Here is a 25,513-nt window from a genome sequence, read left to right as displayed (position 1 = left end):
TAATTGGAGCAGTTTTCCAGACGACAACTGGAGTAAAGGGAGGCCGGCGATGAGTCCACGGGCCTTGGAACTGCGCATCCACGGGGTGAACAACACGCCCCCGGACGCCATGCTGGCGCTCCCCGACCACGCGGTCGAACAGTTCCGCGGCGACCGGTTCGGCAGCTTCTGGCGGCCGAAGCCGGACAAACTCGCCGAGTTACCGACCGATCACGCCGGGCAAGTGCCGCAGGACGTGCGGCGCGAGGCGTACTCGTGGGGCGGCATGGCGCGCAGCACTCCCGGGGTGCCGGGCAGCGGGGTGCCGTCGGTGCTCGCGAACGTGCTGGGGCGCATCGGGTGGGCGCTGCTGCTGCCGTTCGGGCTGGCGAACGTCGCCTACTGGTCGCGCAAACTGCCCGACGACTCGATGCCGACGACGAAGCACATGGTGTGGTGGAACGCCGGGCGCGGCGCCGCTTCGACGCGGTTGTTCGGGCTGGGGCTCACGGTGTTGCTGGTGCTCTCCGTGTGCGAGGTGGCGATCGACATCTACGCGATCCAGTGCTCGTTGCCGGGCACGACCTGCAAGCGGCTGCCGGAGTTCCTGGACCTGCTCGGTGATCCGGCGCGGCACATCAGGGTGCTCGCCGCGTCCGCCGTGCCGGTGTTGCTGCTGCTCGGCCTGCTGGCGCTGACGTCGTTGTCCCGCAGCAGGTACGAGGGAACGACGATGCGGCGCAAGCCGGTCCGGCGGGCCGGGGTGATGCTCAGCCGGTCGTCCATGTGGGAGGGCAGCCCGCGGATCCGCCGGCTCACCCGCCTGCACATCGCGGCCGGATGTTGCGCGGTGGTGCTGGTGACGAGCGCTCAGCAGTTGCAGCACGCGTTCTTCCTGGTGCTGAGCGTGCTCGCCGGTGGACTGCTGGCGACGGTCATGGGCCGGGTCGTGGTGACGGCGACCGACTGCCCGGACGTGCCGTCGACCGAGAAGGGCGGCCTGTGGTCGTGGCTGCTGATGATCTCGTCGGTGATCGTGCTGGTGGCGCACGGATTCGCGCTGTACGCGATCGCGCCGGAGTTCACCGGCCCGCTGTGGCTGACGTCGTGGGGGCCGCCGGTCGTCACGGTGGCGTTGCTCGGATCGGTGCTGGCGGCGTGGTCGTGGCGGCGCAACGACGCCAAGGGGCCTTTGGTTCTGCTCGTGCTGTTCGTCGTGTCCATGGTTGCCACGTATTGGGTTTCGCTCGCGTGGGTCGGCGCGGCGGTGTTCGGCGGGGTGCTCGCGTGGCGGGCGCGGCCGCGGCACGGTGACGAGTGGCAGGCGTGGCGCGGCGCGGGACCCGGTGTGCTGCTGGGGTTGTCGCTGACCTCGTCGGTGATGCTGTCGACGGTGCTGGTGCTGACGTTCCGCGGGTGGGTCGGGACCGGGCTGCGGGCGCCGTCGTTCTACTCGTGGTTCAGCGCGGCCTTCGCGGTGGCGCTGGTTCCGCTGGTGCTGCTGGTGATCGCGCAGGCCGTCACATTGCTGTCGCGGCTGCTCGCGCCCGCCGTGCTCGACGGCGAGGCCGAGGTGCTCGTCGTGCGGGTGCGGCACGTGGTCGCCGTCACGCACCGGGCGGAGAACGTCATCGGCGTGCTGTCGACGCTCGGCGTGCTCGCGCTGATCCTGACCTGCTACCTGACGTTCGACGCGCCTTCGTGGTCGCAGTGGCGGGGCGTGACGTGGGTGGTGGGCAAGGGCGACTGGGTCACCGGCCTCGCCGGGGTCGCGGTGATCGGGTCGTTCGTCGGCGCCGGCATGCTCACCAACCGCCGGCCGCTCGGGCTGTTGTGGGACCTGATGTGCTTCCTGCCGCGCACGGCGCACCCGTTCGCGCCGCCCTGCTACGCCGAGCGCGCGGTGCCGGAGATCGCCGACCGCTCCCGCGAGTTCCTGGACGAGTCGCCTGATCATCGCGTGGTGCTGTCCGCGCACAGCCTGGGCGCGGTCCTGGCCGTGGCGGCGCTGTTCGCGTTGCCGGAAGGGTATTTGCGGCGGGTTCAGCTGCTGACGTACGGCGTGCAGCTGCGGCCGTACTTCGGGCGGATCTTCCCCGAACTGCTCGGGCCTGCCGTGCTCGGCACGCCCGAGGTGCGGGCGGGCGCGTTGTTCTCGTGCGACCCGTGGCGGCGAAAGCCCGGCGAGGCACCGGAACGCGGCCTCACGACGTTGCTGGGTGAGAACTGGATAAACCTGTGGCGCCGCACCGACTATCTCGGCTTCCCGGTGCACGGCTGGGAGGACAACCCGCTTGATCGTCGCGCAAATGAGACGGACGGTTCTCCGGACACAGTGGAGACTCATGGCGGTTATCACCTGTGCGCGGCCTATCGGCAGGCGTTCACCGACCTCGTCTCAATTGATCTGAACCGGTCACCCGATGGTGGACGTGGAGGGGGTGGGAACCTGGAACGCAGTTGACTCAAGGAGAAACATGCGCACGACTGTGGCCGCCCTCGTGGGTGCCGTACTGCTCACCGCCGGACTGGCCGCCTGCTCGAGCGAGGCCCCGTCCTCCTCGACGCCGGCGCCGCCCGCCATCAAGCCGGTGGCCGAGACCGACGTCGCGGCCCCCGCGGCCTCCGGTGACCAGCCGAAGGGCATCACCTACGACGTCAAGCGAATCCCGTTGGGCGCCAAGCTCTCCGCTGGCTCGTCCGTCTCAGATGGACAGACGACGGTCGAGCTGAAGGTGTCCGGCCTGCTGCCGAACACCAAGTACGGCTCGCACGTGCACACCAAGCCGTGCGGCGCCAAGCCCGCCGACTCGGGCCCGCACTACCAGAACGAGAAGGACCCGGTGACGCCCAGCGTCGACGCGAAGTACGCCAACGCCCAGAACGAGATCTGGCTCGACTTCACCACCGACGCACAGGGCGCGGCGACCGGCACCGCGACGGTGAAGTGGGAGTTCCGCAAGGGCGAGGCGAACGCGGTCATCGTGCACGCCGCGCACACCAGCACCGAGCACGGCAAGGCGGGCACCGCCGGTGACCGCCTCGCGTGCCTGACCGCTCAGTTCTGATCGCTCGGTTCCAGCCCCTGACAAGGCCGGGTCAGGGCCAGGCCAGGGCCACACCCCCAGTGAGGTGTGGCCCTGACACCGGTTCCAGCACCGCCGCGCGCACGAGGTTGAGCACCTCGTATCGGGGTCCCGCGCGGCGGACCAGTCCACGCACGCACAAGGCGCGCGCAGGATCGTGCCCGGTGCCGGGTGCGTCCGGGCGGTCCCAGCCGGACCCGTCGGCCATCCGCGTGAGCAGCGCGAGCTCGTCGGAGTCCAGTGTGGACAGCGAACGGCGCAGCGAGTCGCGCAGATGGGCCGAAGTCGGGTCCATCGGGTTGGACCGCAGCCGTTCCAGCAGGTGCTGCGGCGAGTAGACCATGAACCACCCGGCGGCGAACTCCAGCGCCGACGGCAGGCCGTCCAGCTCGTGCACCAGCCCGGTCAGCGCGGCCTGGTTGCCGGGTTCCGCCCGGAAGCCTGGCCGCACCCGGTGCACGTGCGTGAGCAGCAACCGCACCGCGGCGTCGTCACCCAACGGCGCCAGCGGGAACACGTGCTCGCCGGGCAGCCCCGTCGGTGCCAGCGCGGTGACGACGATCCGCAGGCGCGGATGAGCGGCCAGCAGGCACAGGTCGGGCAGGCGATCGGTGACGAGGACGGTGTCCTGGTCGTCGTCGATCACCGGCGTGCGGGCCGGATGCCACAGCACCGACCAGCCGAGCCGGAAGTGCAGCTCGCCCGCCACCTCCAGGGCGAGCCGGGTCTTGCCGACGCCGCTGACGCCGGTGATCGTGACCAGCCGCCGCGCCGCGCCGGGTCCGCCGGCACACGCGCCGTCCGTCGTGCCGGCGGCCAGCAGGTCCGCGGCACCGCGCTGGAGGCCCCGAGCCGAGGTGGCACCCTCGGTTTCGCGGCCGTTCACACCGCCACCCATGGCCCACACGTCAGCGGCCTCGGCCTGGCGTTCCCCGGCCTGGGCAGCAGCCACGGCACCGTGCCCGTGCGTGAGCACCGCGGCACCGCCCTGGCGTCCCCGAGCCGCGGCCGCACCCTCGGCCAGCAGGTCCATCAGTGCGAGGGTCTCCACCTCCCGGCCCACGATCACCGCGGCCGGCGCGGGTGGTGCCACCGGCACCGGGCCCGCCGGCCTTCCCCCGGCCTGTTGCAGGTTCGCGCGGCTGCCCTCGTCCAGCCGCAGCCCGTCCGCGAGCAGGCGCACCGTCTCGGCGCGTGGCGACCGGGTGCGGCCGCATTCCAGGTCGCGGATGGCCCGCACGCTCACCATCGCGAAATCAGCCAGCTGTTGCTGGGTCAGGCCTGCGTGGATGCGGTGCGTGCGCAGTAGTTCGCCGAACTCCCTCATGCCCGTTCCCTCCTCGGACCTCGAGTCTCGGGCCGTGGGAGCGGCGAAACATGGGGTGTGGCCCCCCATATTCACCTTCGGGCACAAATCTGGGGGACTCGTCCCCATGTGCCCGACGGGCGCGCGTGCGAGGTTCTCCCGCGTGACCTCCGCGGCCGGGACCAGCACCGGCGAGAGCTGGACAGCGGCCTTCGCGCACGCGTTGCGCCCGTTGATCGACGCTGCCCGCACCGAGGTCGCGCCGCCGTTCGACGCCGCGTTCGCCGAGCAGCTCGGCCGGCGCCTGGTGGGCATCGCGGCACGCACGCTGGTGCTGGAGCTGCACCGGGCCCGCGGCACGTTGAACGGGAGCACGGGGTCCGAGCGGTTCGACGACTTCACCCGGACGCTCGACCTGTCGTCGGTCTTCGCCCGCTACCCGGTGCTGGCGCGGTTGCTCGCGCAGGCCTGTGAGCAGGCCGTTTCCGTGCACCACGAGCTGTCGTCGCGGTTCACCCGCGACCGGGCGGAGATCGTCCGGGAGCTGTTCGGCGGGCTCGATCCGGGTGCGCTGGTGGCGATCGAGACGGGCCAGGGGGATCCGCACCAGCAGGGGCGGACGGTCGCGATCCTGAGTTTCGAGTCCGGGGCGAGGCTGGTCTACCGGCCGCGGCCGACGGGCCTGCACGTCCGGTTCATCGCCCAGCTCCGCTGGCTTTCCACGCGGACTGGAATCAACTTCCGGTCGCCGCGACTGCTCACCCGCGACGGGTACGGGTGGCTCGAACACGTCGAGTACGAGCCGTGCGCGGACGTGGCCGGGGTCGCCGAGTTCTACCGCCGGCTGGGTGCGCTGCTGGCGCTGCTCTACGCCGTCGACGGCACGGACATGCATTACGAGAACCTGATCGCGTGCGGTGACCAGCCGGTGCTCGTGGACGTGGAGACGCTGTTCCACCCGACGCCCGGCGCGTCCGAGGATCCGGCGGCGCTGGCGCTGGCCCGTTCGGTGTACCGCACGGCGCTGCTCCCCCACGTGCTGCTGGGCGACAACGGGGTCGTGGACGTGGGCGGGGTCGGCGGTGATCGGGGTGCGCCGTCGCCGTTGGACGTCGTCGACTGGGCGGACGCGGGAACGGACCGGATGCGGCTCGTGCGGCGGCCCAGCGTGTCCTCCGGGGCGTTCAACCGGCCGTTGCTGCACGGGATTCCAGCCGAGCCCGCCGACTACCAGGACTCGCTGCTCGCGGGGTTCCGCGCGAGCTACGACGCGATCGTGGCGCATCGGGACGAACTGGTGCGGCTGGTTCGTGCGTGTGCGGACGACGAGGTGCGGTTCGTGGCGCGGGCGACGCGTCAATACGCAAGATTGCTCGACGAGTCCACACATCCGTCTGTCTTGGCCGATGCGCTGGACCGCGATCTGGCGTTTGGTGTGCTGGTGGTCGACGATCCGTTGCTCGATCGGCTGGTGCCGTTCGAGGTCGCTGATCTGTGGCGCGGTGACGTGCCGCTGTTCACGTGCCGGCCGGGCTCTCGCGACCTGTGGACCGGGTCCGGGCTCCGGCTGCCGGGGATGCTGCCGGAGCCCGGACTGCTCGCCGTGGAACGCAAGATCGCGGCGATGAGCGAGGTCGACCGGCACGACCAGCAGTGGGTGATCACGGCGGCGCTGGCGTCGCGGCCGCGACCGGTCTCGCACCACTCCGCCGCGCCGTTGTCCTGCGGCGTCGCCCCGGTCGACCCGGATCCGGCACGATTGCTGGTCGCCGCGTGCGGGATCGCGGACCAGATCCTCGCGCACGCGGTCGCCGGCGAGAACCGGGTCAACTGGCTCGGGCTCGAACTGGTCGACGACAGGCATTGGGCGGTGCAACCGCTCGGTGCCGGTCTGTCCAACGGCTACACGGGTGTCGCGCTGTTCCTCGCGGAGCTGGGAGCGCTGACCGGGGCGGCCAGGTACGTCGACTTCGCCGTGGACGCGATGCGCCCGCTGCCGGCGCTGCTGGAACTGTTCGGCTCGACGCCCGAACTCGTCTCGGCGGCCGGCGGCGGGCTGCACGGCCTGGGCGGCATCTGTTACGGGCTGGCGCGGCTGACCCCGTTGCTCGGCCTCGATCCCGCACTGCTCTCAACGGCGGTGTCGCTGATGCCGCTGGAAGATTCGTCGATGAGCGTCGTGGACGGCGTCGCGGGCTCGCTGGCCGCGATGCTCGCCGTCGGTACGCGCGACTCCCTCGCGCTCGCGGACCACTACGCGACGGTCCTACGTGCCGCGATTTGTTCCACGAATGGCTTCGCCCGTGGTCATGCGGGAATCGGATGGGCTCTGCGGCGTTACGCGGCAACGGTTTCGAACGAGTCAACAGATGTGACAGGCCTGGCCTTTCTGGAGAGCGACGCCATCGACCCGACCGACTCCGGTTGGTGCAGTGGCCTCGCGGGCGCGGCCCTGGCACGTGACGACGAACGCCTCGCCGGCTTGCTGGCGGCACGGGAACCGTTGCGGGACATGAGTCTCTGCCACGGTGAACTGGGCGTCGTCGAAGCACTGGCCGCGCACCACCCCAGCGCCGCGACCCGCCGCACGGCGCTGTTGCTGGGAGCACTGGACGACCACGGCCCGCGCTGCGCCACCCCAGGTGGCGTGCCGTCGCCAGGGCTGCTCACGGGTCTGGCCGGAATCGGCCACGGCCTGCTGCGCCAAGGGTTCCCGGTGCCATCGGTCCTGCTGCTGGAACCAACACAACACATCGAGGAGTGCACCAGATGAACGAGTCCCTGCACCGCCCGGCCGACCAGACCGACGAGGTCGAGCCCGTGATCGGGGAGATGGAACTCACCCCGAAGACCTTCGCGGGTGCGCGGGCCCGCGCGATGATGGGCCTGACGCTCGCGGTGGGCGCATTCGCGTCGATCACACCCACGCTGTCGGACACGAGCGTCAGCGTCCGGTAGACCCACACTCGGGGTAGAAACTTCGGCGTCGAATACGCCTGGGCAGCCGATACGGAACGGACCTCCCGGCCGCTAGGGTCCAGCCATGCAGACCAGAGCGCCCCACGTGGTCGGCCGCGATCGAGAGGTCGCGGCCATCACGGGGGCACTCGGACACGCGCGCGAATCCCGTGGTGGCGCGATTTTCCTGACCGGCGAGGCCGGCATCGGCAAGTCCAGGCTGGCGCGGTACGCCGCGGGGCGGGCGTTCGAGCTGGGCATGCGGGTGCTGAAAGGACGCGGCACGACGATCGGCCCGATGGTGCCGTTTCGTCCAATCGCGGAAGCTCTGCTGGGTCTGTTCCGCGGTGAACCACCGGACGACTCCGCGCTCGGGCCGTACAAACCCGTGCTGGGCAAGCTGATCCCGGAGTGGAACGACCACAGGTCCACGACGGAATCCGTCCTCGTGCTGGCGGAAGCGGTGCTCAGACTGCTCGGGTCCGTCGCACGGAAGACGCCGTGCCTGCTCGTCCTCGAAGACCTGCACGAGGCCGACGCCGAGACGCTCGCCGTCATCGAGTACCTCGCGGACAACCTGGAGGAGCAACCGGTTCTGCTGCTCGCCACGATCCGCACCGAGCCGGGCAACGCGCTGGAGCTGATCCACCGGATGGTGCAGCGCGGTTCCGGCAGCCTGATGGAACTGCGCAGGCTGACGCAGGACGAGGTCGGGCAGATGACGGCCGCCTGCCTGGAAAGCGAACGGGTACCGGCGGAGCTCACAGATCGCTTGTGGACGGACAGCGCCGGAAACCCGTTCGTCATCGAGGAACTGCTGCACGGCATGGTGAGCGGCGGCCTGCTCGTCGCCGGTGCCCAGGGCTGGCAGGTGCTCGGCGAGCTCAAGCTGCCGGTGCCGGCGGCGTTCGTGCGCAGCGTCGCGCACCGCACGGACCGGCTGGGACCGCAGGGCCGCGAGGTGCTCTCCATCGCGGCCGTGCTCGGCCACCGGTTCCCGCTCTCCGTGGTGCAGCGGGTGAGCGGCACCGACGACCGCGGGTTGCTGAGCCACCTGCACGCCGGGGTCGCCGCACAGCTCGTGACGCCCGACGAGCCCACCCCCGACTGGTACGCATTCCGGCATCCCCTGACCGCGGACGCGTTGCTCACCCAGCTGACCCCGGCCGAACGCACGGACCTGTCCCAGCGCACCGCCGACGCGATCGAGGACCTGCATCCCGGGCTGCCCGGCGACTGGTGCCCGCTCGTCGCGAAACTGCGGTTCGACGCCGGTTCCTCCACGCGGGCCGGTCTGCTGTTCGCGGAGGCGGGAAGGAGGGCGCTGGCGAGTGGTGGCGCGGAGTCGGCTGTCGCGTTGCTGGATCGTGCACAACACTTGCTGGACAACGAGGTCAGCGCCCGCGCCGACGTCCTCGACACCCTTCTCCCCGCGCTGGCCGTGCAGGGCGACTTCGACCGTGCGTTCGCCTTGGACATCACCCTGCCCGGCCTGGACAGCACACGCCGCGCGAAGCTGCACACCCGGCTCGCCCGCGTCGCCCACACCGCCGGGTGGTTCACCGAAGGCGTGGAACAGGTGCGCATCGCCCGCACGCTGCTGGGCCCCGGCGCGCCCGACGAGCTGACCGCGCAGCTGGACGTGAACTCGGCCTACCTCACGCTGAACATCCAGAGCGCGGACCGGATCTCCTCGGCGGCGTCGCTGGCCAGGCAGGCCGCTCATGCCGCCGCACGGGCACAGCTGCCGACCGTGGAGTGCGAAGCGTGGCAGCTGCTCGGGATCATCGCTCGCGAGCAGGACCTCGCCGAGGCCAACGCGTGCTTCGGGAAAGCACTCGCACTCGCGGACGCGCGACAGATGCCGATCCAGCACGCCACCGCGCTGGTGCGGCGGGCGGGCAACGACTGGCTCGAACACGGCAGCACCGAGGCGCTCTGCCGCTCACACACGGAGGCGTTCCGGGTGGGCGCGATCACGGTGGCGCACAACGTGGACGCCATCCTGGCGCTGCAGTCCGTGCTCGTCGGCGACTACGCCGAGGCCTCCGACCAGATCGACAGGTCTCTGGAGACCACCGCGCGGCTCCGGTTTCACGCTCTGACCCGTTATCTGCTGATGGCGAAGGCGACCCTGGCCGCGCACCGCGCCGACCGCGCCGGAACCGACGACGCCGTCGCGAAGTTCGAGTCCGTCGGGAAGAGCAGCGCCCAGGAGTACCCGCTCTGCATCGGACTCGCGCGCGCGTTCTGCGCCCTGCTGGAGGAAAACCACGCGCTGGCGACGCAGGAGCTCGACCGCGCTCTCGCGCTGGAGTCGCAGAACCCCACGACGTTCCACCTGTCCGGCACGCACGGCATGCGCGTGCTGCTCGGCGTGCTCGACGGCCGTTTCGGCTGGCCCGACTACCAGGAGCAGGTGAACTCGAGTGCCGCCACCATGCGGTGGAACCGGCAGTTCGCCGACCTCGCGCACGCCGTTCTCCTCGGCCGGGACGGCAGGCGCGAAGAGGCGGTGGCCGCTTTCGGACGCGCCCAGGACGCCGCCGCGTTGTATCCGATGGCCCGCCATCTCGGCCTGCGGCTGGTGGCCCCGGCCGCCGGCGGGTGGGGTGATCCGGTGGGCTGGCTGCGTTCGGCCGAGGAGTACTTCCACCAGAAGGGGATCCCGGCGGTGGCCTCGGCGTGCCGGGGACTGCTCAGGCAGGCCGGCGCGCCGGTGCAGCAACGCCGCAGCGGTACCGAACAGGTGCCGCGGCAGTTGCGCGGGCACGGCGTCACGGTGCGCGAGTTCGAGGTGTTCGTGCTGCTGGCTGACCGAATGGGCAACAAGGCCATCGGGACCAGGCTGCACATCTCCCCGCGCACGGTCGAAAAGCACGTGGCGTCGCTGATCGCCAAGACGGGTCAGCCGGACCGGGAGTCCCTGTCGGCGTACGCGGCGGCACTGAGCCGCTGACGCTCGCGCTTGAGCCGTGCCTCGTGCTCGTGGCGCTTACCGCCGCCCAGCTCGTTCCTGGTGGCGCGCTCCACGTCCCGGAACACGTCGTAGTAGGTGTCGTCGTACAGCTCGACGATCTCGAACGTCCACTTCCCCGGCAGCACGTTCCTGCCGACCAGCTCCCGCTGCACCCGGTCCGCGTGGTCGTGGTGGCCCGCCGCGCGCAACGCGGCGATCACCTCGTCGAGCATGAAGTCGGCGCTGCCGGTGAGCTGGTGGAACGAGTAGAGGTGGCCGCGCGCCTGTTCCACGGTCTCCAGGGCTTTGCTGAGCTTGCCGAGCGCTTCGATCGTCTGGTCGTCCATGCCGGTCCGGATACCCCACCCGCGTTTGTGCCTATCCGCGCCGGGTAGCCGATCACCGTCCGTGTCCATCACAGAACGAGGTGACTCCCATGGTCGACGTCAGGACACGCACCCCGGTCCAGCAGGCCGCGCTCATCGTCGCGGCGGTGTTCGCACTGGTCGGCGTGCTCGGCTTCGTCCCCGGCATCACCACGGACTACGACCAGATGACCTTCTCCGGTCACGAGTCCGGTGCGATGCTGCTCGGGATCTTCATGGTCTCGATCCTGCACAACATCGTGCACCTGCTCTTCGGCGTCGCGGGCTTCCTGGCCGCACGCACGGCCGCCAGCTCGCGGGCGTTCCTGATCGGCGGCGGCGCGATCTACCTGGTGCTGTGGCTGTACGGCCTGCTGATCGACAAGACGAGCAGTGCCAACTTCGTGCCGCTCAACACCGCGGACGACTGGCTGCACTTCGTCCTCGGCATCGGCATGATCGGACTGGGAGTGGCGCTCGGCCGGCGTGCCGCCGTGCGCTGACACCCCTGACACCGTTGGGGTAGAAGAAGAGTTCGTTTTCCCGGCACGGCGTCCGGCCGGACCGCGTTGCGGGCGGACGCCGTGCCGGCGCGCGTTCCGGCGCTGGGCCGGGAGTCACGACTTCTGGTTGCCGTACAAGAGGTTCAGCGCGTCCGACGCCGCGACGGCGGTGAGCGCGGTCGACACCAGGCGGGTCAGCCGCGGCGCGAACACGAGGCCCGCGGTGAGCCCGCTCGCGATCCACACGCCCGCGCAGAACGGGCACGTGAGCAGTTCGCCGATCGCGTGCCCCGCCGGATGGTCCGACCGGACGGACTCCTTGAGCTCCGCGTGCCCTTCCGGTTCCTCATAGCGGGTGAACGGAGCTCTCAGCGGACTCGTCACGGCCTCCTTGGTGAGCAACCGGCTCGCTTTGTGCGTCGCCACGCCGACCAGCGCGGTGTCGGCGAGCGAGAACCGTTCGGGCAGCCGGACGCCGGTCAGGCGCCCGGCCACCGTGACAGCGCCGACGAGAACCGCATAACTGCCGATCGCCAGGAGGTAGCCCGGCAGCGGCCTGTCCTCGCCGTACGCCTGCCAGACCCGCCTCATGCGTTCGAAACCTCCGCGCTGACGGCGTGGTCCACGCCGGAGAGGTACTTCTGGATCCGGATGGGATTCGATTGGCTCATGGGGCGCGAGTACCCGTCAGGAATCGGCTGAATCCGGCACGCTCACCGTGGTAAGCGCATTCACAGGTGGTCCCCTCCCGGTCAACGCCCGGAAACCCGTGGCCACCAGGTCGATGCCACATCGGCCGAAAGTCCGATGCAACCTCCCCGGCCCATCAGGTGTCCTTATCGGTAGGTTGGTCGAAACGACATGGGGGACATTCGTGCGCAAAATTCTTCTCGCGCCGCTGTGCGCGCTGGTCACGGTAGCCGTGGCGGCGTGCAGTCCGTCAGGTCCGGACCAGACCAATCCGGAGCTGGCACCGCGCGGCACGACGATGACGAAGGTCAAGCCGACCAAGCAGGACCTGACGACCAAGCTCAGCATCAACGGCAAGGTCGAGATGAACCCGACGTTCGGGCTCGTCGCGCCGGTCGCGGGTCAGGTGCGGTACTTCGAGATCACGCCGCCCAACGGCACGCCGACCAAGCCCGTCCGGGTCGCGACGGTGTGGAAGGACGGGGCACCGAACTACGTCGAGATCCCGGCCGGTGCCACGTTCGGCGGCAGGCTGGTCGACGACAAGGCCACGGTGACCGCGGGCATGCCGATCGCCTCGGCCAAGCACGTGGGATACGCGCTGGTCGGCGACATCGACGGCGCGCAGGCGTACAAGATCAGCGGTGCGCTCACGGACGTGACGGCGCAGATCAAGAACGGCCCCGGCCCGTTCCCGTGCACCGTGCTCGGCACGATCGCCGCGCTGCCGCAGGGCACCATCCCGGAGAAGCCCACGCAGACGCCGGACAACAAGGACACGCCGGCGGGCCAGCCGAAGAAGGAAGAACCGAAGCAGGAACAGCCGCAGCAGCCGAGCTCCTCGACGGGCCTGCGCATCGTGTGCACCGGCGGCGCGGACGTGCAGATGATCAACGGCGCCACCGCGTCGATCGAGGTCACCACCGGCAAGGCCGCGCAGGCGCTGGTCGTTCCGGTCGAGGCCGTGGCGGGCACGCAGGGCAAGGGCAAGGTCGACGTGATCCAGCCGGACGGCTCGCGCCGGACGATCGACGTGACCCTGGGGCTCACCGACGGCAAGGTCGTCGAGATCAAGTCCGGTCTCACCGGTGACGAGGAACTGGCCGTGCCCGGCCCGAACCTGCCGGAGGGCCAGCAGCAGGGCGGCGACCAGCAGCAGAAGCCGACGGGACCGTGATGACCCCGGACGTGACCCAGCCTCAGCCGTCCCAGCCCCAGGTCCAGGTGCAGCAGCCACTGCTCCAGCTCAGCGGCCTCACCAAAGTCCTGAAGGGACAAGGAGAACCGCGCACGATTCTGTCCGGTGTGGACTTCACCGTCCTACCTGGACAGAGCGTGGCGATCCTCGGCCGCTCCGGTTCCGGCAAGTCGACGCTGCTGAGCCTGATCGGGCTCTTCGACCGCGCCGACGAGGGCCAGTACCTCCTGCACGGCAACGACATCACGAAGCTCCCCGAGCGCAAGGCAGCGGCGTTGCGCAGCGCGGAGTTCGGGTTCGTGTTCCAGCGCTTCTTCCTGCTCAAACACCTCACCGCGGCGCAGAACGTGGCGATGGCGCTGGTGAACGGCCAGGGCTGGTCGGCGCGCCGCAAGCGCAAGCAGCAGGTCATGGAGGCGCTCGAGCAGGTCGGCATCGCGCACCTCGCGAAGTCCAAGCCCACCAGGCTTTCCGGCGGTGAGCAGCAGCGCGTCGCGATCGCCCGCGCGCTGGTCCGGCAGCCGCGGATCATCCTCGCCGACGAACCGACCGGCGCGCTCGACACCGAGACCGGCAACCTCGTCGTCGAGGTGCTGCTCAACACGACCAGGCAGGGCTGCGGCCTGGTGCTGGTCACGCACGACCACGACCACGCGCGCAAGATGGGCCGCGTGCTGGAGCTCCGCGACGGGCGGTTCAACTGATGTTCTCCGGCAAGTTGCGGTCCGCCCTGGTCATCGGCGGACAGGGCATCCGCGCCCGCAAACTGCGCACGTTCCTGTCGATGGTGTCGCTGTTCCTCGGCGTGCTCGCGGTCGTGGCGGTGCAGGCGGGGTCCGAGATCGCCGAACGCGCGATGCTCACCGACGTCGAGCTGCAGGCCGGCAAGGACGGCACGATCATGGGCTACATCCCCGGCGAGAAGGGCGCGCCGGGCATCGTTGAGGCTTCGCTGAAGGGCCGCTCCGACGCGGTCGCGATGATCAGCTCGCAGGCGATCATCGGTGAGCCGGGAGTGCGGCCGATCAACGAGGGCGGCATGCCGTTCGAGTACGCGGGTCAGGGCGGCTACAACGGCCCGATGATGTACTGCGACTCCAACGGCATCTGCCAGGAGCAGAAGGCACCGGAGAAGAAGCCGGACGGCCAGGCGATCGAGGTCAGCATGGTCGCGCTGACCGGTGACATCCGCCCGTTCAAGCCGTTCCGCCCGGTCTCCGGCAGCTGGCTCGACTTCGGCTCCGCGCCTTCACTGGCTCCGAGGATCGTGCTGAACGAGGAGGCCGCCAAGGGCCTGCGGCAGTACCGCGTCCCCGGCGAGATGATGATCGACGGTGCCACCCACCACGTGTCGCCGCAGATCATCGGCGTGGTGCAGGACGGCAACATGCAGCCGCGGATCTACATGCGCCTCGACGAGCTGCGCACGTGGATGCCGTCGGCGGCGGCGAACAGCGACGCCAACAGGTTCCGCGGCGGCGGCACCCAACTCGAGCTCTACCTGCAGCCGGGGTCCGACGAACTGCAGCAGCTGCTGAAGGCCAAGCTCGTCGGTGCCGGCATCCCGCAGGACCAGCTGCACTTCCAGACGGTGAAGTCCAAGGAGCGCATGGAGTCCGAGCTGCGGATCATGCGCCTGATCTTCCTCGGCATGGCGTTCATGGTGCTGCTGATCGGCGTCGCGGGCATCCTGAACGTCGGCCTCGCCACCGTCGGCGAACGCGTCGAGGAGTTCGCGCTGCGCCGCGCGGTGGGCATGTCCCGCCTGCTGCTCGCGGGCATCGTGCTCGCCGAGACGCTGCTGACCGGCCTGCTGACCGCCGCACTGGCGATCGGCGCGGGCGCGGCGGGCCTGCAGGTCGCGCTGATGATGTTCGGTGGCCGCTTCCCGTCGTTGCAGGGCACCACCTTCCCGTGGGAGGCCGGTGTCGCGGGTGTGATCGCGGGTCTGATCGCCGGTGTGCTGGGTGGCCTCATCCCGGCCATCCGCGCGGCACGGATCCCGATCGCCACAGTCATGCGGGCCTAGTCCTTCAGGCCTGTTGCCAGCGAAGCCCCGGACCGCATCGAGCGGGCCGGGGCTTCGTACTTCTGATGCTAGTTGAGCTCGTCCGGGTCCGGGCCGATGCGGCCGCCGCGGTCCAGAGTGGACAGAGCGGCGATCTCGTCGGACGCGAGCGAGAAGTCGAACACGTCGATGTTCTCCCGGATCCGGGACGGCGTCACGGACTTCGGGATCACGACGTTGCCGATCTGCAGGTGCCAGCGCAGCACGACCTGCGCCGGGGACTTGCCGTGGGCCAGCGCGATCTTCGTGACCACCGGGTCGGAGAGCAGCTCGCCGCCCTGGCCGAGCGGGGACCAGGCCTCGGTCTGGATGCCGTGCTCGGCGTGGAAGGCGCGCACCTCGCCCTGCTGCAGGTACGGGTGCAGCTCGATCTGGTTGACCGCGGGCACGACGCCGGTTTCGTCGATCAGCCGCTGAAGGTGCGCGGGCTGGAAGTTGGAGACGCCGATCGCACGGACGCGGCCCTCCTTCTGCAGCTCGACGAACGCCTTCCAGGTGTCCACGTAGTTGTCGCGGGCCGGGGTCGGCCAGTGGATCAGGTACAGGTCGAGCACGTCGAGCTTGAGCTTCTTCAGCGACTCGTCGAACGCGCGCAGGGTGTTGTCGTAGCCGTGGTCGTCGTTCCACAGCTTGGTGGTGACGAAGACGTCGTCACGGTCCACACCGGACTGCGCGATCGCCGCACCGGTGCCCGCCTCGTTGCCGTAGGCCGCGGCGGTGTCGATGCTGCGGTAGCCCGCCTTCAACGCCTCCGCGACGGCGGGCGTGGCCTCCGCGTCCGGCACCTGCCAGACGCCGAAACCGAGCTGGGGCATGGAAACGCCGTTGTTGAGCTTGACGATGTTCAAAGCAGATCCTTACCAGTCAGTGCTTACGGAATGATCGTCGGAGCGGTGCCGCCGTCGACGCGCAACGCGGCTCCGGTCGTCGCGGACGACAGGTCCGACGCGACGTAGGTGATGAGGTTCGCGACCTCGTGGGGGCGGATCAGGCGGCCCAGCAACAAGGTGGGGCGTTCGGTCCGGACGAACTCCGCCTCGCCGCCGTCGCCGACGCGGTCGCGGATGAACTCCTCCACGCCCGGCGTGAGCGTCGGGCCGGGCAGCACGGAGTTCACCGTGACGCCGGTGCCCTTCACGGACTGGGCCATGCCGCGCGCGATGGCGAGCTGCGCGGTCTTCGCCATGCCGTAGTGGACCATCTCGGTCGGCGTGAAGACGGACGACTCGCTGCTCACGAAGATCACCCGGCCCCAGCCGCGCTCGACCATGCGCGGCGTGTAGTGCCGCGAGAGCCGTACGCCGGACATGACGTTGGTGTCGAAGTAGCGCTGCCACTCGGCGTCGTCGATCTCGAACACCGGCTGCGCGCCGTAGATGCCCAGGTTGTTGACCAGCACGTCCACGTCGGGCACCTGGCTGATCAGCGAGGCGGCACCCTCCGCGGTCGAGATGTCCGCCGCGACGCCTCGCACGTCACCGTGAGCGCTCAGCTTGCCGACCGCCTCGGCCACGCGCTCCTCGCCGCGGCCGCTGACGACGACGGAAGCACCCGCCCTGAGCAGGCCTTCCGCCGTGGCGAAGCCGATGCCCGCGGTGGAGCCCGTCACAAGTGCCGTGCGTCCCGACAGATCCATGTCTCTCCCCGGTAGACTTGTTGAAGACGATTACAAGCGTACGCAATAGTTGCAGACGCTGTCTATTTGAGAGGGATTGACCTATGTCACTGGACGACGACGCCGTCCAGGCGCGCGCGCAGGGCTGGCGCACGCTCGCGGCGTTGCACGCACGCATCGAGGACCGCCTCGAGAGAGCACTGCAGAAGGCGCACGAGCTCTCGGTCAGCGAGTACACCGTTCTGGACGTCCTCAACCGCCAGGACGGCTTCCACCTTCGGATGAACCAGCTGTCCAACGCCGTGGTGCTCAGCCAGTCCGCCACAACGCGCCTGGTCACGCGACTCGAGGACCGCGGCCTGCTCGCGCGCTACCTGTGCCCCACCGACCGCCGCGGCATCTACACCGAGGTCACCGACAAGGGCCACGACCTGCTCGCGCTCGCCCGCCCGACCCACGACGAGGTGCTGTCCGCGTCGCTGGAGGAGGCTTCAGGGACTCCGGAGCTCAAGCCACTCGTTGAGGCGCTCGCCAAGCTGTAGCGCGTCCAGCAAGATCCCGCGCATGGATCTCCACGCCCTGATCCGCGCCGAGGCGCCGTTGGCCGAGCAACAGCGCGCTCTCACCGAACCGGTGCTGACCGCGCTCGTCGACCACGGCGTGCACCGCCTGATCGCCCCGAAGCGCTACGGCGGCGCCGAACTCGGCCTGCCCGAGTGGAGCCGCGAGGTCCAGGAGCTGTCGCGGTCCGACGCCTCGACCGGCTGGACCGCGATGACGACCACCATCTCGTCGTCGCTGGCCTGGTACCTGCCGCAGGAGGCCGCCGACGAGGTGTTCGGCGACCCGCGCGCGTTGATCGCGGGCACCGCGGCACCGTTGGGGAAGGCTGTCACGACCGACGGCGGTTACCGCGTGACCGGTCGTTGGGGCTGGGGCAGCGCCGTCACGCACGCGTCGTGGGTCATCGGTGGCACCTTCACGCCAGAAGGTCCGCGTCTGGCCGTGTATCCGCGTGAAGACGTGACGATCCACGACACCTGGCACGCCGCCGGCCTGCGTGCGACCAGCTCGCACGAGTTCTCCGTCGCCGACGCGTTCCTGCCGGCCCGCCGCGCGGTGTGGCCCATCGGCGGCACGCCGGGCATCGAAGGCCCGATCACGATCTTCCCGTACTTCAGCTTCCTGGCCGTGGGCGTCGCGTCCGTGTGCCTCGGCGTGGCCCGGCGCGCGATCGACGAGATCGAGGCGCTGGCCGCGGAGAAGACGCCGCAGTACGCCACGACCCGCCTCGCCGAGCAGACCGGCGTGCAGATCGACATCGCGCTGATGGAGGCCCGGCTGTCGGGGGCGGCCGCGTTCCTGCACGAGACGCTGAGCACGGCCTGGGACCACGCGGCGAACGGCGAACCTTCACCGGATCCGGTGAAGGCGCGGCTGCGGCTGGCCTGTTCGTTCGCCGCGGGTGAGGCCACCGAGGTGAGCCAGAAGGCGTTCGCGGCAGGCGGTGGTAGCTCGGTGTTCGAGTCGTCGCCGTTGCAGCGGTGCCTGCGCGATGTGCACGTCGCGGCTCAGCACACCGTGGTGTCGCGGCGGATGCTGGAGACGTACTCGATGCTCAAGCTCGGGCTCGGCCCGGACATGACGAGGTTCTGATGGACGCGCTCGAAGCGATCATGACCACGCGGGCGATCCGCCGGTTCACCGATGAGCCCGTCGCGGACGAGGACCTGTGGACGTGCCTGCGCGCGGCCCAGCAGGCCCCGTCCGGCGGCAACGTCCAGCCGACCCGCTACCTGGTCGTCACCGATCCCGACCTGCGCGCCGAGGTGGGGAAGCTGTACCGCAGCGCGTTCACCCGCTACACCGAGGTAGCGCCCGAACGCACCGACGCGGCCGGAGTGCGCATCGAACGTTCCGCGAACCACCTCGCCGAGCACCTGGCGACCGTGCCGGTGATCGTGTTCTTCCTCATGCCGCGCCTGCCGTCGCTGGTACAGGGCATCGACATCGGACCGGTGCACGCCTCGGTCTACCCGGCCGTGCAGAACTTCTGCCTGGCGGCCCGCGCGCTGGGCCTGGGCACCACGCTGACCACGGTCATCAGGGTGCATCAGGCGGAGACGCTGGACCTGCTCGGCGTGCCGGACAGGTGGGAGATCGCCGCGCTGGTGCCGCTCGGTCATCCTGCCGGGAAGTTCTCGGTGGCCGCGCGACGCGACGTGGCGGAGCTGACTTCGTTCAACCGCTGGAGTTAGGGTGCGTTCATGCCCGACACGCAGTACGAAGACCTGCTCCGCCACGTCCTGAAAGAGGGCGTGCGCAAGGAGGACCGCACCGGCACCGGCACGCGGTCGATCTTCGGCCACCAGCTGCGCTATCCGCTCGCCGCGGGTTTCCCGCTGATCACGACCAAGCGGGTGCACTTCAAGTCGATCGCCTACGAGCTGCTGTGGTTCCTGCGCGGCGACAGCAACGTGAAGTGGCTGCGGGAACACGGCGTGTCCATCTGGGACGAGTGGGCGTCTCCCGAGGGAGAGCTCGGCCCGGTCTACGGCGTGCAGTGGCGCTCCTGGCCGACCCCGGACGGCGGTCACATCGACCAGATCGCGGACGTCCTCAAGACGTTGACGACGAACCCGGACTCGCGCCGCATCATCGTGTCCGCCTGGAACGTCGGCGAGATCGCGAACATGGCCCTGCCGCCGTGCCACGCGTTCTTCCAGTTCTACGTGGCCGACGGCAAGCTGTCCTGCCAGCTCTACCAGCGCAGCGCGGACCTGTTCCTCGGCGTGCCGTTCAACATCGCCTCCTACGCCCTGCTGACGCACATGATCGCCGCGCAGACCGGGCTCGGCGTCGGCGACTTCATCTGGACCGGCGGCGACTGCCACATCTACGACAACCACGTCGAGCAGGTCGAACTGCAGCTCAGCCGTGAGGCCCGCGAGTTCCCCACGCTGAAGATGGCTCCCGCCGCGTCGTTGTTCGACTACTCCTACGAGGACTTCACGATCGAGGGCTACGACCCGCACCCCGGCATCAAGGCGCCGGTGGCGGTGTGATCGGCCTGATCTGGGCCCAGGCGGCCAACCGCGTGATCGGCCGCGACAACGCCATTCCGTGGCGCGTCCCGGAGGACATGAAGCACTTCCGCGAGATCACCGCCGGCTCGGCGGTCCTGATGGGCCGCCGCACCTGGGAGTCGTTGCCGGAACGCTTCCGCCCGCTGCCTGGCCGCCGCAACCTGGTGCTCAGCCGGACGCCGCAGGAGGGCGCCGAGACGTTCGCCTCGCTGGAGGAGGCGCTCGCGGACGTCACCGGTGACCTGTGGGTGATGGGTGGCTCGGCGGTGTACGCGGCCACGCTGCCGTTCGCGGACCGCGTCGAGGTGACCGAGATCCGCGAGACGTTCGAGGGCGACACGTACGCGCCGGAGATCGATCGCGAACCGGCGACCGTCGGTGAGTGGCAGGAGTCCAGCTCAGGGCTGCACTACCGGTTCGTCACCTACACGTAGTCAGCGCCAGAACCATCAACGCCGGCCGCCGAACTCCCACTCGTGCACCTCGACGGCGTCGTAGCGGCCGGCGGTCAGCACCGACCGCGGGTCCGCGGACCTGACCAGCGCGGCCGTCCCCAGCCAGGCGGTGCCGTCGTCGGAGAGCAACGGCCCGTACGCGATCAGCTCGTCGAGACGTTCGGGGACCAGGTCCACCGGCTCCCCCGACCCGAACCCGAGCACCAGGTGGCCGCCGCCCTCCCTGCCTCCAGGGAAGTCCCACATCGTGCGCCCGAGCACGTTGCGCCACCTGCGCAGCAGCACGTCCCGATACGCGCCGGCCTGGTAGTTCGGCTCGTCGAACACAAACGCCCGTGCGTCCGCCACGGCGGGCAACTCAACGACGTGCACGCTGCCGGTGAGCACCTCGCCGGAGAACGTCGGGCCGCGGGCGATCAGCTCGAACCGATCCATGTAGGACCAGTGCTCCTCGCCCAGCTTCTCGCGCAACGGCCGCGAACCCGGCCGATCGCGGTGGTAGCAGAAGAACTCCATCAGCCGATCTTCACAGCCCAGACCGGCAGCACGAACTCGGGCATCTCGGACTCGGGCGAGTCCTCGTAGAGGTCGTCCCACGCGACGGATCCGCCGGGATCGGTGAGGAACCCCTCGACGATGGAAGCCAGCGGCACCGCGGGATCCACCTTCGCCCCGAACGGCAGACCGTCGGGCGGCAACGACGTGGTCGAGCACCTCAGCTGTCCGGCCTGCTGGTCGTGCCACACGTAGAACGTCGCGGTCTTCCCCATGGCGGCCACCCGCTGACCCAGCAGCCGGGCGGTCTTCTCGAAGGCGGCCACGACCTCCGCGGCCACCAGCGAGTCCTCCACGCCCACTCCGAGACTCCAGGTGTTCTCCGCGGCTTCCTCGGCCATGTCGCCGTTGAGCAGCAACGGTCCTTCCGCTACTTCGAGAATCCAGGAAACCAGCACGAGCGCCTCAGTTCTGCCGATCTACCGGCGACGGGCCCGCGCGTGCCAGGCCTCCACGATGAGCTCTTCCAGCTCGCCCACCTCGATGTGCTCCAGCCGCACCAGAATCGCGGGATACCCGGTGAAGTGCGGCGTGGTGAAGTAGACGGAACCGTCGGAGGCGAGCAACGCCTCCTTGGCACCCAGGTCCGGCACCCGCGCGGCCAGGATCGGTCCAGAGGGGGCCGCGGCACCCAGCGCGGCCAGGTCGGACTTGCGCAGCGGCCGTTCCCAGACGAAGAGCTTCTCCTTGACCCGCCAGTCGACGACGCCCTCCCGCACCCGCTCGGTCACGTCGGGCATGGAGGTGGCGATCCTGTGCACGTCGTCCCAGGTGGCCATCACTCGCTCCTACAGGTCTGGCGGACGCTGCTGCTCGGCCAGGAACCGTTCGAACTCGGCGCCCAGTTCGTCCGCGCTGGGGAGGTCGGTGTTGCCCACAGTCTGGATGAAGGCGTCGTACTGCCGCTCGAGCGCTTCGACCACCTGGGCCACCTCCTCGGACTCCGCGACCTGCCGGTGGATCTCGGCGTCGGCGGCCTGAGCGGCGTCGACGAGCGACCCGATCGGCAACGCCAGACCCGTCGCCCGCGCGACGGCGTCGAGCAGGGTGACCGCGGCGGTCGGGTACTGGGACTGCGCCAGGTAGTGCGGCACCTGGGCGGCGAAGCCCATCGCGTCGTGGCCGGCCTGGCCGAGGCGGAACTCGAGCAGCCCCGACACGTTGCCCGGCACCTGCACGCGGTTGAAGAACGGCTGGTACTCGGACACGAGCTCGGGCCGGGTGGCGTGGCCGATGACGTTCAACGGGCGTGTGTGCGGCACGCCCATCGGGATGCCGTGGAAGCCGAGGGTCAGGCGCACGCCCCAGCGGTCGATGAGCGAGCGCACGGCGAGGATGAACGCCTCCCAGCCGCGGTCCGGCTCGGGGCCGTTGAGCAGCAGGAACGGGTGGCCGGCGCTGTCCCACAGCAGGTGCACGACCAGTTCCGGGGCGGCGTAGTCCTCCCAGTGGTCGGTCGCGTAGGTCATCAGCGGGCGGCGCGAGCGGTAGTCGATCAGGCCGTCGATGTCGAAACGCGCGACGACGCGGCTCTCGAGGGTCTCCAGCAGGTGCTCGGCGAGCAGTCGGCCCGCGGCGCCGGCGTCCATGAAGCCCTCGAAGTGGTGCAGCAGCACCGCACCCGTCAGGTCCGGCACCTCCGAGTCCACCTCGTACAGGTTCTCCGGGTCCACCGCACGCCTCCTGAACATCGATTCGCGTCTCGTCCAAAGCCAACCACGTGGACACGGGACTGATTCCGCACGGGTCGATTAGCCCATACGGACCGTGTGCACGCATCACCTCACGGGTACTCCAACGAGGTGTACAGGCGCTGGGTCACCCGTGGAGCCTTGGTCGCAGCCGTTCTCATTCTCCTCGGCGCGGCGGTGTTCGTCTTCGGCCAGTTCAGGCCGTTCGGTGATGAATCGATCGATCGCAGCCAGCCCGCGATGCTCAAATCGGTGCGGGACCTGAGCCAGTACCACGCCGCGGCGGGCGAATTCCAGGTCGTGCTGGACATCGAGAACGACGTGAAGTGGGTGCCCGCGGCGCTGGCCGGCGAACGCACGTTGTTCGTCGCGGCCGGATCCGTCAACGCCTTCGTCGATCTGGGTTCGCTGAAGGACGATGGTCTGATCCTGTCACCGGACGGCAAGACGGTCGAGCTGAAGCTGCCGAAACCGCAGCTGGACAAGCCGAACCTGCACCACGACCGTTCGTACGTCTTCAGCCAGGAACGCGGCCTGATCAACGACCTGCAGGCGCTCGCGGGACCTCCTGACCAGCAACGGTTCTACGTCGCCGCCGAGGCCAAGCTCACCGAGGCGGCGAAGCGGTCCGAGTTGCTGAAGCGCGCGGAGGACAACACGCGGGTGATGCTCACCGGAATGCTGCAATCGTTGGGATTCCAGGTGAAGGTCGCCGGCGACTGAGTTCTGCCGCTGAGATCCGAACCTCGTCCGCTTCTGCTGCGAATGTCCAGCGGTGATCCAAGTTCACCGGGATAGGATTCGTTGGTGGAAGACGATCTGATGGCGTGGGCGCCCGCTACCGGTGCAGCTTCGGCACCGGAGGTCGTGCTGCCCGGCTACAGCGGGTTCCGCGTCATCGCGCAGGGCGGCGAGGGCACGATCTACCGCGCCCGGCAGGACGGGCTGGGCCGCGACGTCGCGGTCAAGGTGCTGCAGGTGACCGACCCTGCGACGCTGACCCGGTTCCGCCGCGAGCTGGCGATCACCGTCGAGCTCGGCCGTCAGCACCCGCACATCGTCACCGTCCTGGACACGGGGACGCTCCCGGACGGCCGCCCGTGCATCGTCATGGAGTTCTACGAACGCGGCTCGCTGCACGACCGTTTGCGCGCCATGGGCCCGTTACCCGTGCCGGACGTGGTGGCGGCGGGCATCGCGGTGGCGGACGCACTGGCGTTCGCGCACGGCCAGGGCATCCTGCACCGCGACGTGAAGCCGCAGAACGTGCTCGTGCTGCCCACTTCCTATGTGCTGGCCGATTTCGGCATCGCCCGCGGTGCCGACGCCGGCCACTCGGCGTCGCTGCAGATGGTCAGCTACCGGCACGCGGCCCCGCAGATGCTGGAGGGCGCCACGCCGTCGTTCGCCGACGACATCTGGTCGCTCGGGTCGACGCTGTTCACGTTGCTGGAGGGCAAGCCGCCGTTCGCCTCGGACAACCCGGACGAGGACACGCTGCTCTCGTACGTCGGCCGGGTCAGCTCCGGGGAACCCCGCCCGCTCACCCGGTTCGACGTGCCGCCGTGGCTCGCCACCGTGATCAACCGCTGTCTGCGCAAGGACCGCGCCGACCGGTTCGGCTCGGCGCTGGAGTTGCGCGACGCGTTGATGGCGGCCAATTCCGGCAACTCGCTGTCCTCTGTGGACCCGGACGCGACGGCGATGCTGGGTGAGCGCGTCTACGACATCCTGGACGGCCCGACCGAGGCGCCCGGCTTCGGCCCGCGTGGTTTCGTTCCCGAGCCGGAACCGGAGCCCGCGCCGCAGGAGGAACCGGACGACTCCTGGCGGGGACAGCTCGCGGACCTGACCTACCGGCAGCACGACCTGGTGCCGCAACCGCCTCGTCCGCAGCCGGTGGCCGTGCTGCCGATCGTCGACCTGCCGCCCGCCGAACCGATGACCGCGCCGGTCCGCAAGCGCAAGCGCGGCGGGCTGCTGGCGGTGCTGGCCGTGGTCGCGGTGACGGGCGGCATCGTCGCGGGCATGGTGCTCAACCGCCCGGACAACCAGCGGTCGCAACCGCCGGTGACCACGACGTCACCGGAGACCACCACGACCCTGCCGGCGCCGACGTCGGATTCCGCCGACGCGGGCCCGCTCCCGAACACCGACCCGAAGTTCGTCCCGGTCCTCAAACGCGCGGAGTACCAGGGCAAGGCGATCGAGCTCGAGTGGAGCGACCCGAGCGACGGCCAGGCCGAGTTCGTGGTGATCGACGTGACCGGTGCGAAACCGGTCGCCGTGACCAGGGTGACCGGGGGCAGCACCACGTACGTCGTCGAGGACGGCGGCGGGCAGCGTCGTTGCTACCAAATCGCGGCGTTCGGCTACAACGGCGAACGCGGTAGTTCTGCCAAGGTGTGCGCGAACAAGAACTAAACGTTGCGGAGCCACGTTGTTGCGGCCGCACGGAGTGGCGTACGGTCCCCCGGTGCAAAGCGCTCGCTATGCTGGCCCGCCGTTGTTCGCTCGTGGACATAACCGCCGCACACTCGTGCTGTGGGCGGCCATCCCGCTCGTCGTCGGCATCGGGATCGGCGTGCTGATCGGCGGCAACCTCCGGCCGTCGTCGTCCGTCAGCACCGGCACTTTTCCCACCTCTCCGAACGAGCCCGCCCAGCTCGAATACACCGACATGCCCTGTGACCCGGGCTCGTCCGTCCTCGTGCTGCACTCGCTGGAAGGCTCGATGCAGACGTCGGACGTGAAAGTGTTGCTGGACTACGAAACGATGTGGGTGAAGCATCGTGAGAGCGCGAACCCCGCGCTGAGCGGCCAAACCGCGCTGCTGACCAGACGGGACGACGTCTGCGACGCCATCGTCCCCGAGGACTCGCGGTTCACCCAGTTCGTGTGGATCGGCCCGTTCCCGTCGGACGTGGCACCCTCGCTGTGCGAAGCGTTGCTCAAGGTGACGTGGAAGAACTGCATTCCCGCCCAGGTGGTGCGTTAGT

26 protein-coding genes are annotated in these 25,513 nt (G+C 69.7%); 17 read left to right on the top strand and 9 right to left on the bottom strand.

Annotation, left to right across the window (positions count from 1 at the left end; translation table 11 throughout):
* The first annotated feature begins 49 nt into the window (after positions 1-49).
* Positions 50-2,443, top strand: coding sequence for a hypothetical protein (locus SK803_RS10960; RefSeq protein ID WP_319965748.1), 2,394 nt, complete (start codon positions 50-52; stop codon positions 2,441-2,443).
* Between the two features lie 13 nt (positions 2,444-2,456).
* Complete coding sequence (locus SK803_RS10955; protein WP_319965747.1) at positions 2,457-3,047, top strand: superoxide dismutase family protein; 591 nt, start codon at positions 2,457-2,459, stop codon at positions 3,045-3,047.
* A gap of 31 nt (positions 3,048-3,078) precedes the next feature.
* Here SK803_RS10955 and SK803_RS10950 read toward each other — a convergent pair whose 3' ends face one another.
* Entirely contained in the window at positions 3,079-4,392 is a 1,314-nt protein-coding gene (locus SK803_RS10950) for a helix-turn-helix domain-containing protein (RefSeq protein ID WP_319965746.1), read from the bottom strand.
* 142 nt (positions 4,393-4,534) lie between these two features.
* Between SK803_RS10950 and SK803_RS10945 the strand changes: the two genes are divergently transcribed.
* The 3 genes from SK803_RS10945 to SK803_RS10935 all read left to right on the top strand — a co-directional run bounded on the left by SK803_RS10945 (position 4,535) and on the right by SK803_RS10935 (position 10,288).
* Entirely contained in the window at positions 4,535-7,144 is a 2,610-nt protein-coding gene (locus SK803_RS10945; RefSeq protein WP_319965745.1) for a type 2 lanthipeptide synthetase LanM family protein, read from the top strand.
* Positions 7,141-7,329: a hypothetical protein gene (locus SK803_RS10940; RefSeq protein ID WP_319965744.1), complete on the top strand. Its 189-nt coding sequence runs from the start codon at positions 7,141-7,143 to the stop codon at positions 7,327-7,329. Before SK803_RS10945 ends, SK803_RS10940 begins: the two co-directional genes overlap by 4 nt.
* Before the next feature lie 85 nt (positions 7,330-7,414).
* Positions 7,415-10,288 (top strand): AAA family ATPase, encoded by a 2,874-nt coding sequence (locus SK803_RS10935; RefSeq protein ID WP_319965743.1) that lies wholly within the window; start codon positions 7,415-7,417, stop codon positions 10,286-10,288.
* Here SK803_RS10935 and SK803_RS10930 read toward each other — a convergent pair.
* Positions 10,237-10,635 (bottom strand): hypothetical protein, encoded by a 399-nt coding sequence (locus tag SK803_RS10930; protein ID WP_319965742.1) that lies wholly within the window; start codon positions 10,633-10,635, stop codon positions 10,237-10,239. The two genes, SK803_RS10935 and SK803_RS10930, sit on opposite strands and share 52 nt — an antisense overlap.
* Before the next feature lie 89 nt (positions 10,636-10,724).
* Here SK803_RS10930 and SK803_RS10925 point away from each other — a divergent pair, with 89 nt between their 5' ends.
* Positions 10,725-11,156, top strand: a complete 432-nt coding sequence (locus SK803_RS10925) for a DUF4383 domain-containing protein (protein WP_319965741.1) — start codon at positions 10,725-10,727, stop codon at positions 11,154-11,156.
* 114 nt (positions 11,157-11,270) lie between these two features.
* On the opposite strand, the gene SK803_RS10920 is transcribed toward SK803_RS10925, so the two are convergent.
* A complete protein-coding gene (locus SK803_RS10920) occupies positions 11,271-11,747 on the bottom strand; it encodes a DUF1360 domain-containing protein (protein ID WP_319965740.1) in 477 nt (158 codons plus the stop codon).
* Between the two features lie 283 nt (positions 11,748-12,030).
* Between SK803_RS10920 and SK803_RS10915 the strand changes: the two genes are divergently transcribed.
* Genes SK803_RS10915 through SK803_RS10905 form a run of 3 tightly spaced genes read left to right on the top strand, consistent with a single transcriptional unit; the run spans position 12,031 to position 15,073 of the window.
* The gene (locus SK803_RS10915; RefSeq protein ID WP_319965739.1) at positions 12,031-13,023 is read left to right on the top strand and encodes an efflux RND transporter periplasmic adaptor subunit; all 993 of its coding nucleotides are present in this window, start codon (positions 12,031-12,033) and stop codon (positions 13,021-13,023) included.
* Complete coding sequence (locus tag SK803_RS10910; RefSeq protein WP_319965738.1) at positions 13,023-13,748, top strand: ABC transporter ATP-binding protein; 726 nt, start codon at positions 13,023-13,025, stop codon at positions 13,746-13,748. Before SK803_RS10915 ends, SK803_RS10910 begins: the two co-directional genes overlap by 1 nt.
* Complete coding sequence (locus SK803_RS10905; protein WP_319965736.1) at positions 13,748-15,073, top strand: ABC transporter permease; 1,326 nt, start codon at positions 13,748-13,750, stop codon at positions 15,071-15,073. Before SK803_RS10910 ends, SK803_RS10905 begins: the two co-directional genes overlap by 1 nt.
* A gap of 68 nt (positions 15,074-15,141) precedes the next feature.
* Here SK803_RS10905 and SK803_RS10900 read toward each other — a convergent pair whose 3' ends face one another.
* Both SK803_RS10900 and SK803_RS10895 read right to left on the bottom strand, forming a co-directional pair.
* Positions 15,142-15,927, bottom strand: coding sequence for an aldo/keto reductase (locus tag SK803_RS10900; RefSeq protein WP_319965781.1), 786 nt, complete (start codon positions 15,925-15,927; stop codon positions 15,142-15,144).
* A 56-nt stretch (positions 15,928-15,983) separates the two neighbouring features.
* The gene (locus SK803_RS10895; protein WP_319965735.1) at positions 15,984-16,748 is read right to left on the bottom strand and encodes an SDR family NAD(P)-dependent oxidoreductase; all 765 of its coding nucleotides are present in this window, start codon (positions 16,746-16,748) and stop codon (positions 15,984-15,986) included.
* Positions 16,749-16,831: 83 nt separating this feature from the next.
* On the opposite strand from SK803_RS10895, the gene SK803_RS10890 reads away from it, so the two are divergent.
* The 5 genes from SK803_RS10890 to SK803_RS10870 are packed head-to-tail and all read left to right on the top strand — an operon-like array spanning position 16,832 to position 20,247.
* Positions 16,832-17,269: a MarR family winged helix-turn-helix transcriptional regulator gene (locus SK803_RS10890; protein ID WP_319965734.1), complete on the top strand. Its 438-nt coding sequence runs from the start codon at positions 16,832-16,834 to the stop codon at positions 17,267-17,269.
* Between the two features lie 22 nt (positions 17,270-17,291).
* Complete coding sequence (locus SK803_RS10885; protein ID WP_319965733.1) at positions 17,292-18,383, top strand: acyl-CoA dehydrogenase family protein; 1,092 nt, start codon at positions 17,292-17,294, stop codon at positions 18,381-18,383.
* The gene (locus tag SK803_RS10880; RefSeq protein WP_319965732.1) at positions 18,383-18,985 is read left to right on the top strand and encodes a nitroreductase family protein; all 603 of its coding nucleotides are present in this window, start codon (positions 18,383-18,385) and stop codon (positions 18,983-18,985) included. Before SK803_RS10885 ends, SK803_RS10880 begins: the two co-directional genes overlap by 1 nt.
* Before the next feature lie 9 nt (positions 18,986-18,994).
* Entirely contained in the window at positions 18,995-19,792 is a 798-nt protein-coding gene (locus SK803_RS10875) for a thymidylate synthase (protein ID WP_319965731.1), read from the top strand.
* The gene (locus tag SK803_RS10870) at positions 19,789-20,247 is read left to right on the top strand and encodes a dihydrofolate reductase (protein WP_319965730.1); all 459 of its coding nucleotides are present in this window, start codon (positions 19,789-19,791) and stop codon (positions 20,245-20,247) included. The genes SK803_RS10875 and SK803_RS10870 overlap by 4 nt, the downstream gene beginning before the upstream one ends.
* A 15-nt stretch (positions 20,248-20,262) precedes the next feature.
* Here the strand turns inward: SK803_RS10870 and SK803_RS10865 are convergent, their stop codons facing one another.
* From SK803_RS10865 to SK803_RS10850, 4 genes are read right to left on the bottom strand one after another with little or no spacing between them, the layout of a single operon-like run.
* Positions 20,263-20,784: a YciI family protein gene (locus SK803_RS10865; protein ID WP_319965729.1), complete on the bottom strand. Its 522-nt coding sequence runs from the start codon at positions 20,782-20,784 to the stop codon at positions 20,263-20,265.
* Complete coding sequence (locus SK803_RS10860) at positions 20,784-21,221, bottom strand: hypothetical protein (protein ID WP_319965728.1); 438 nt, start codon at positions 21,219-21,221, stop codon at positions 20,784-20,786. The genes SK803_RS10865 and SK803_RS10860 overlap by 1 nt, the downstream gene beginning before the upstream one ends.
* A gap of 21 nt (positions 21,222-21,242) precedes the next feature.
* Positions 21,243-21,602 carry an MmcQ/YjbR family DNA-binding protein gene (locus SK803_RS10855; RefSeq protein WP_319965727.1) on the bottom strand — a complete coding sequence of 120 codons (360 nt, stop codon included), beginning with the start codon at positions 21,600-21,602 and terminating at the stop codon, positions 21,243-21,245.
* 9 nt (positions 21,603-21,611) lie between these two features.
* Positions 21,612-22,514 (bottom strand): proteasome assembly chaperone family protein, encoded by a 903-nt coding sequence (locus SK803_RS10850; RefSeq protein ID WP_319965726.1) that lies wholly within the window; start codon positions 22,512-22,514, stop codon positions 21,612-21,614.
* Between the two features lie 141 nt (positions 22,515-22,655).
* Here SK803_RS10850 and SK803_RS10845 point away from each other — a divergent pair, with 141 nt between their 5' ends.
* From SK803_RS10845 to SK803_RS10835, 3 genes are all read left to right on the top strand, one after another.
* Positions 22,656-23,237, top strand: a complete 582-nt coding sequence (locus tag SK803_RS10845) for a DUF4230 domain-containing protein (RefSeq protein ID WP_319965725.1) — start codon at positions 22,656-22,658, stop codon at positions 23,235-23,237.
* A gap of 84 nt (positions 23,238-23,321) precedes the next feature.
* Positions 23,322-24,938 (top strand): serine/threonine-protein kinase, encoded by a 1,617-nt coding sequence (locus SK803_RS10840; protein WP_319965724.1) that lies wholly within the window; start codon positions 23,322-23,324, stop codon positions 24,936-24,938.
* A 52-nt stretch (positions 24,939-24,990) separates the two neighbouring features.
* Entirely contained in the window at positions 24,991-25,512 is a 522-nt protein-coding gene (locus tag SK803_RS10835) for a hypothetical protein (RefSeq protein WP_319965723.1), read from the top strand.
* The last annotated feature ends 1 nt before the right edge of the window (position 25,513 follow it).

The sequence above is a fragment of the Lentzea miocenica genome, from assembly GCF_033949945.1.
In the GTDB taxonomy this organism is placed as follows: domain Bacteria; phylum Actinomycetota; class Actinomycetes; order Mycobacteriales; family Pseudonocardiaceae; genus Lentzea; species Lentzea miocenica.
This window is presented reverse-complemented; position numbering and strand designations above follow the sequence as displayed.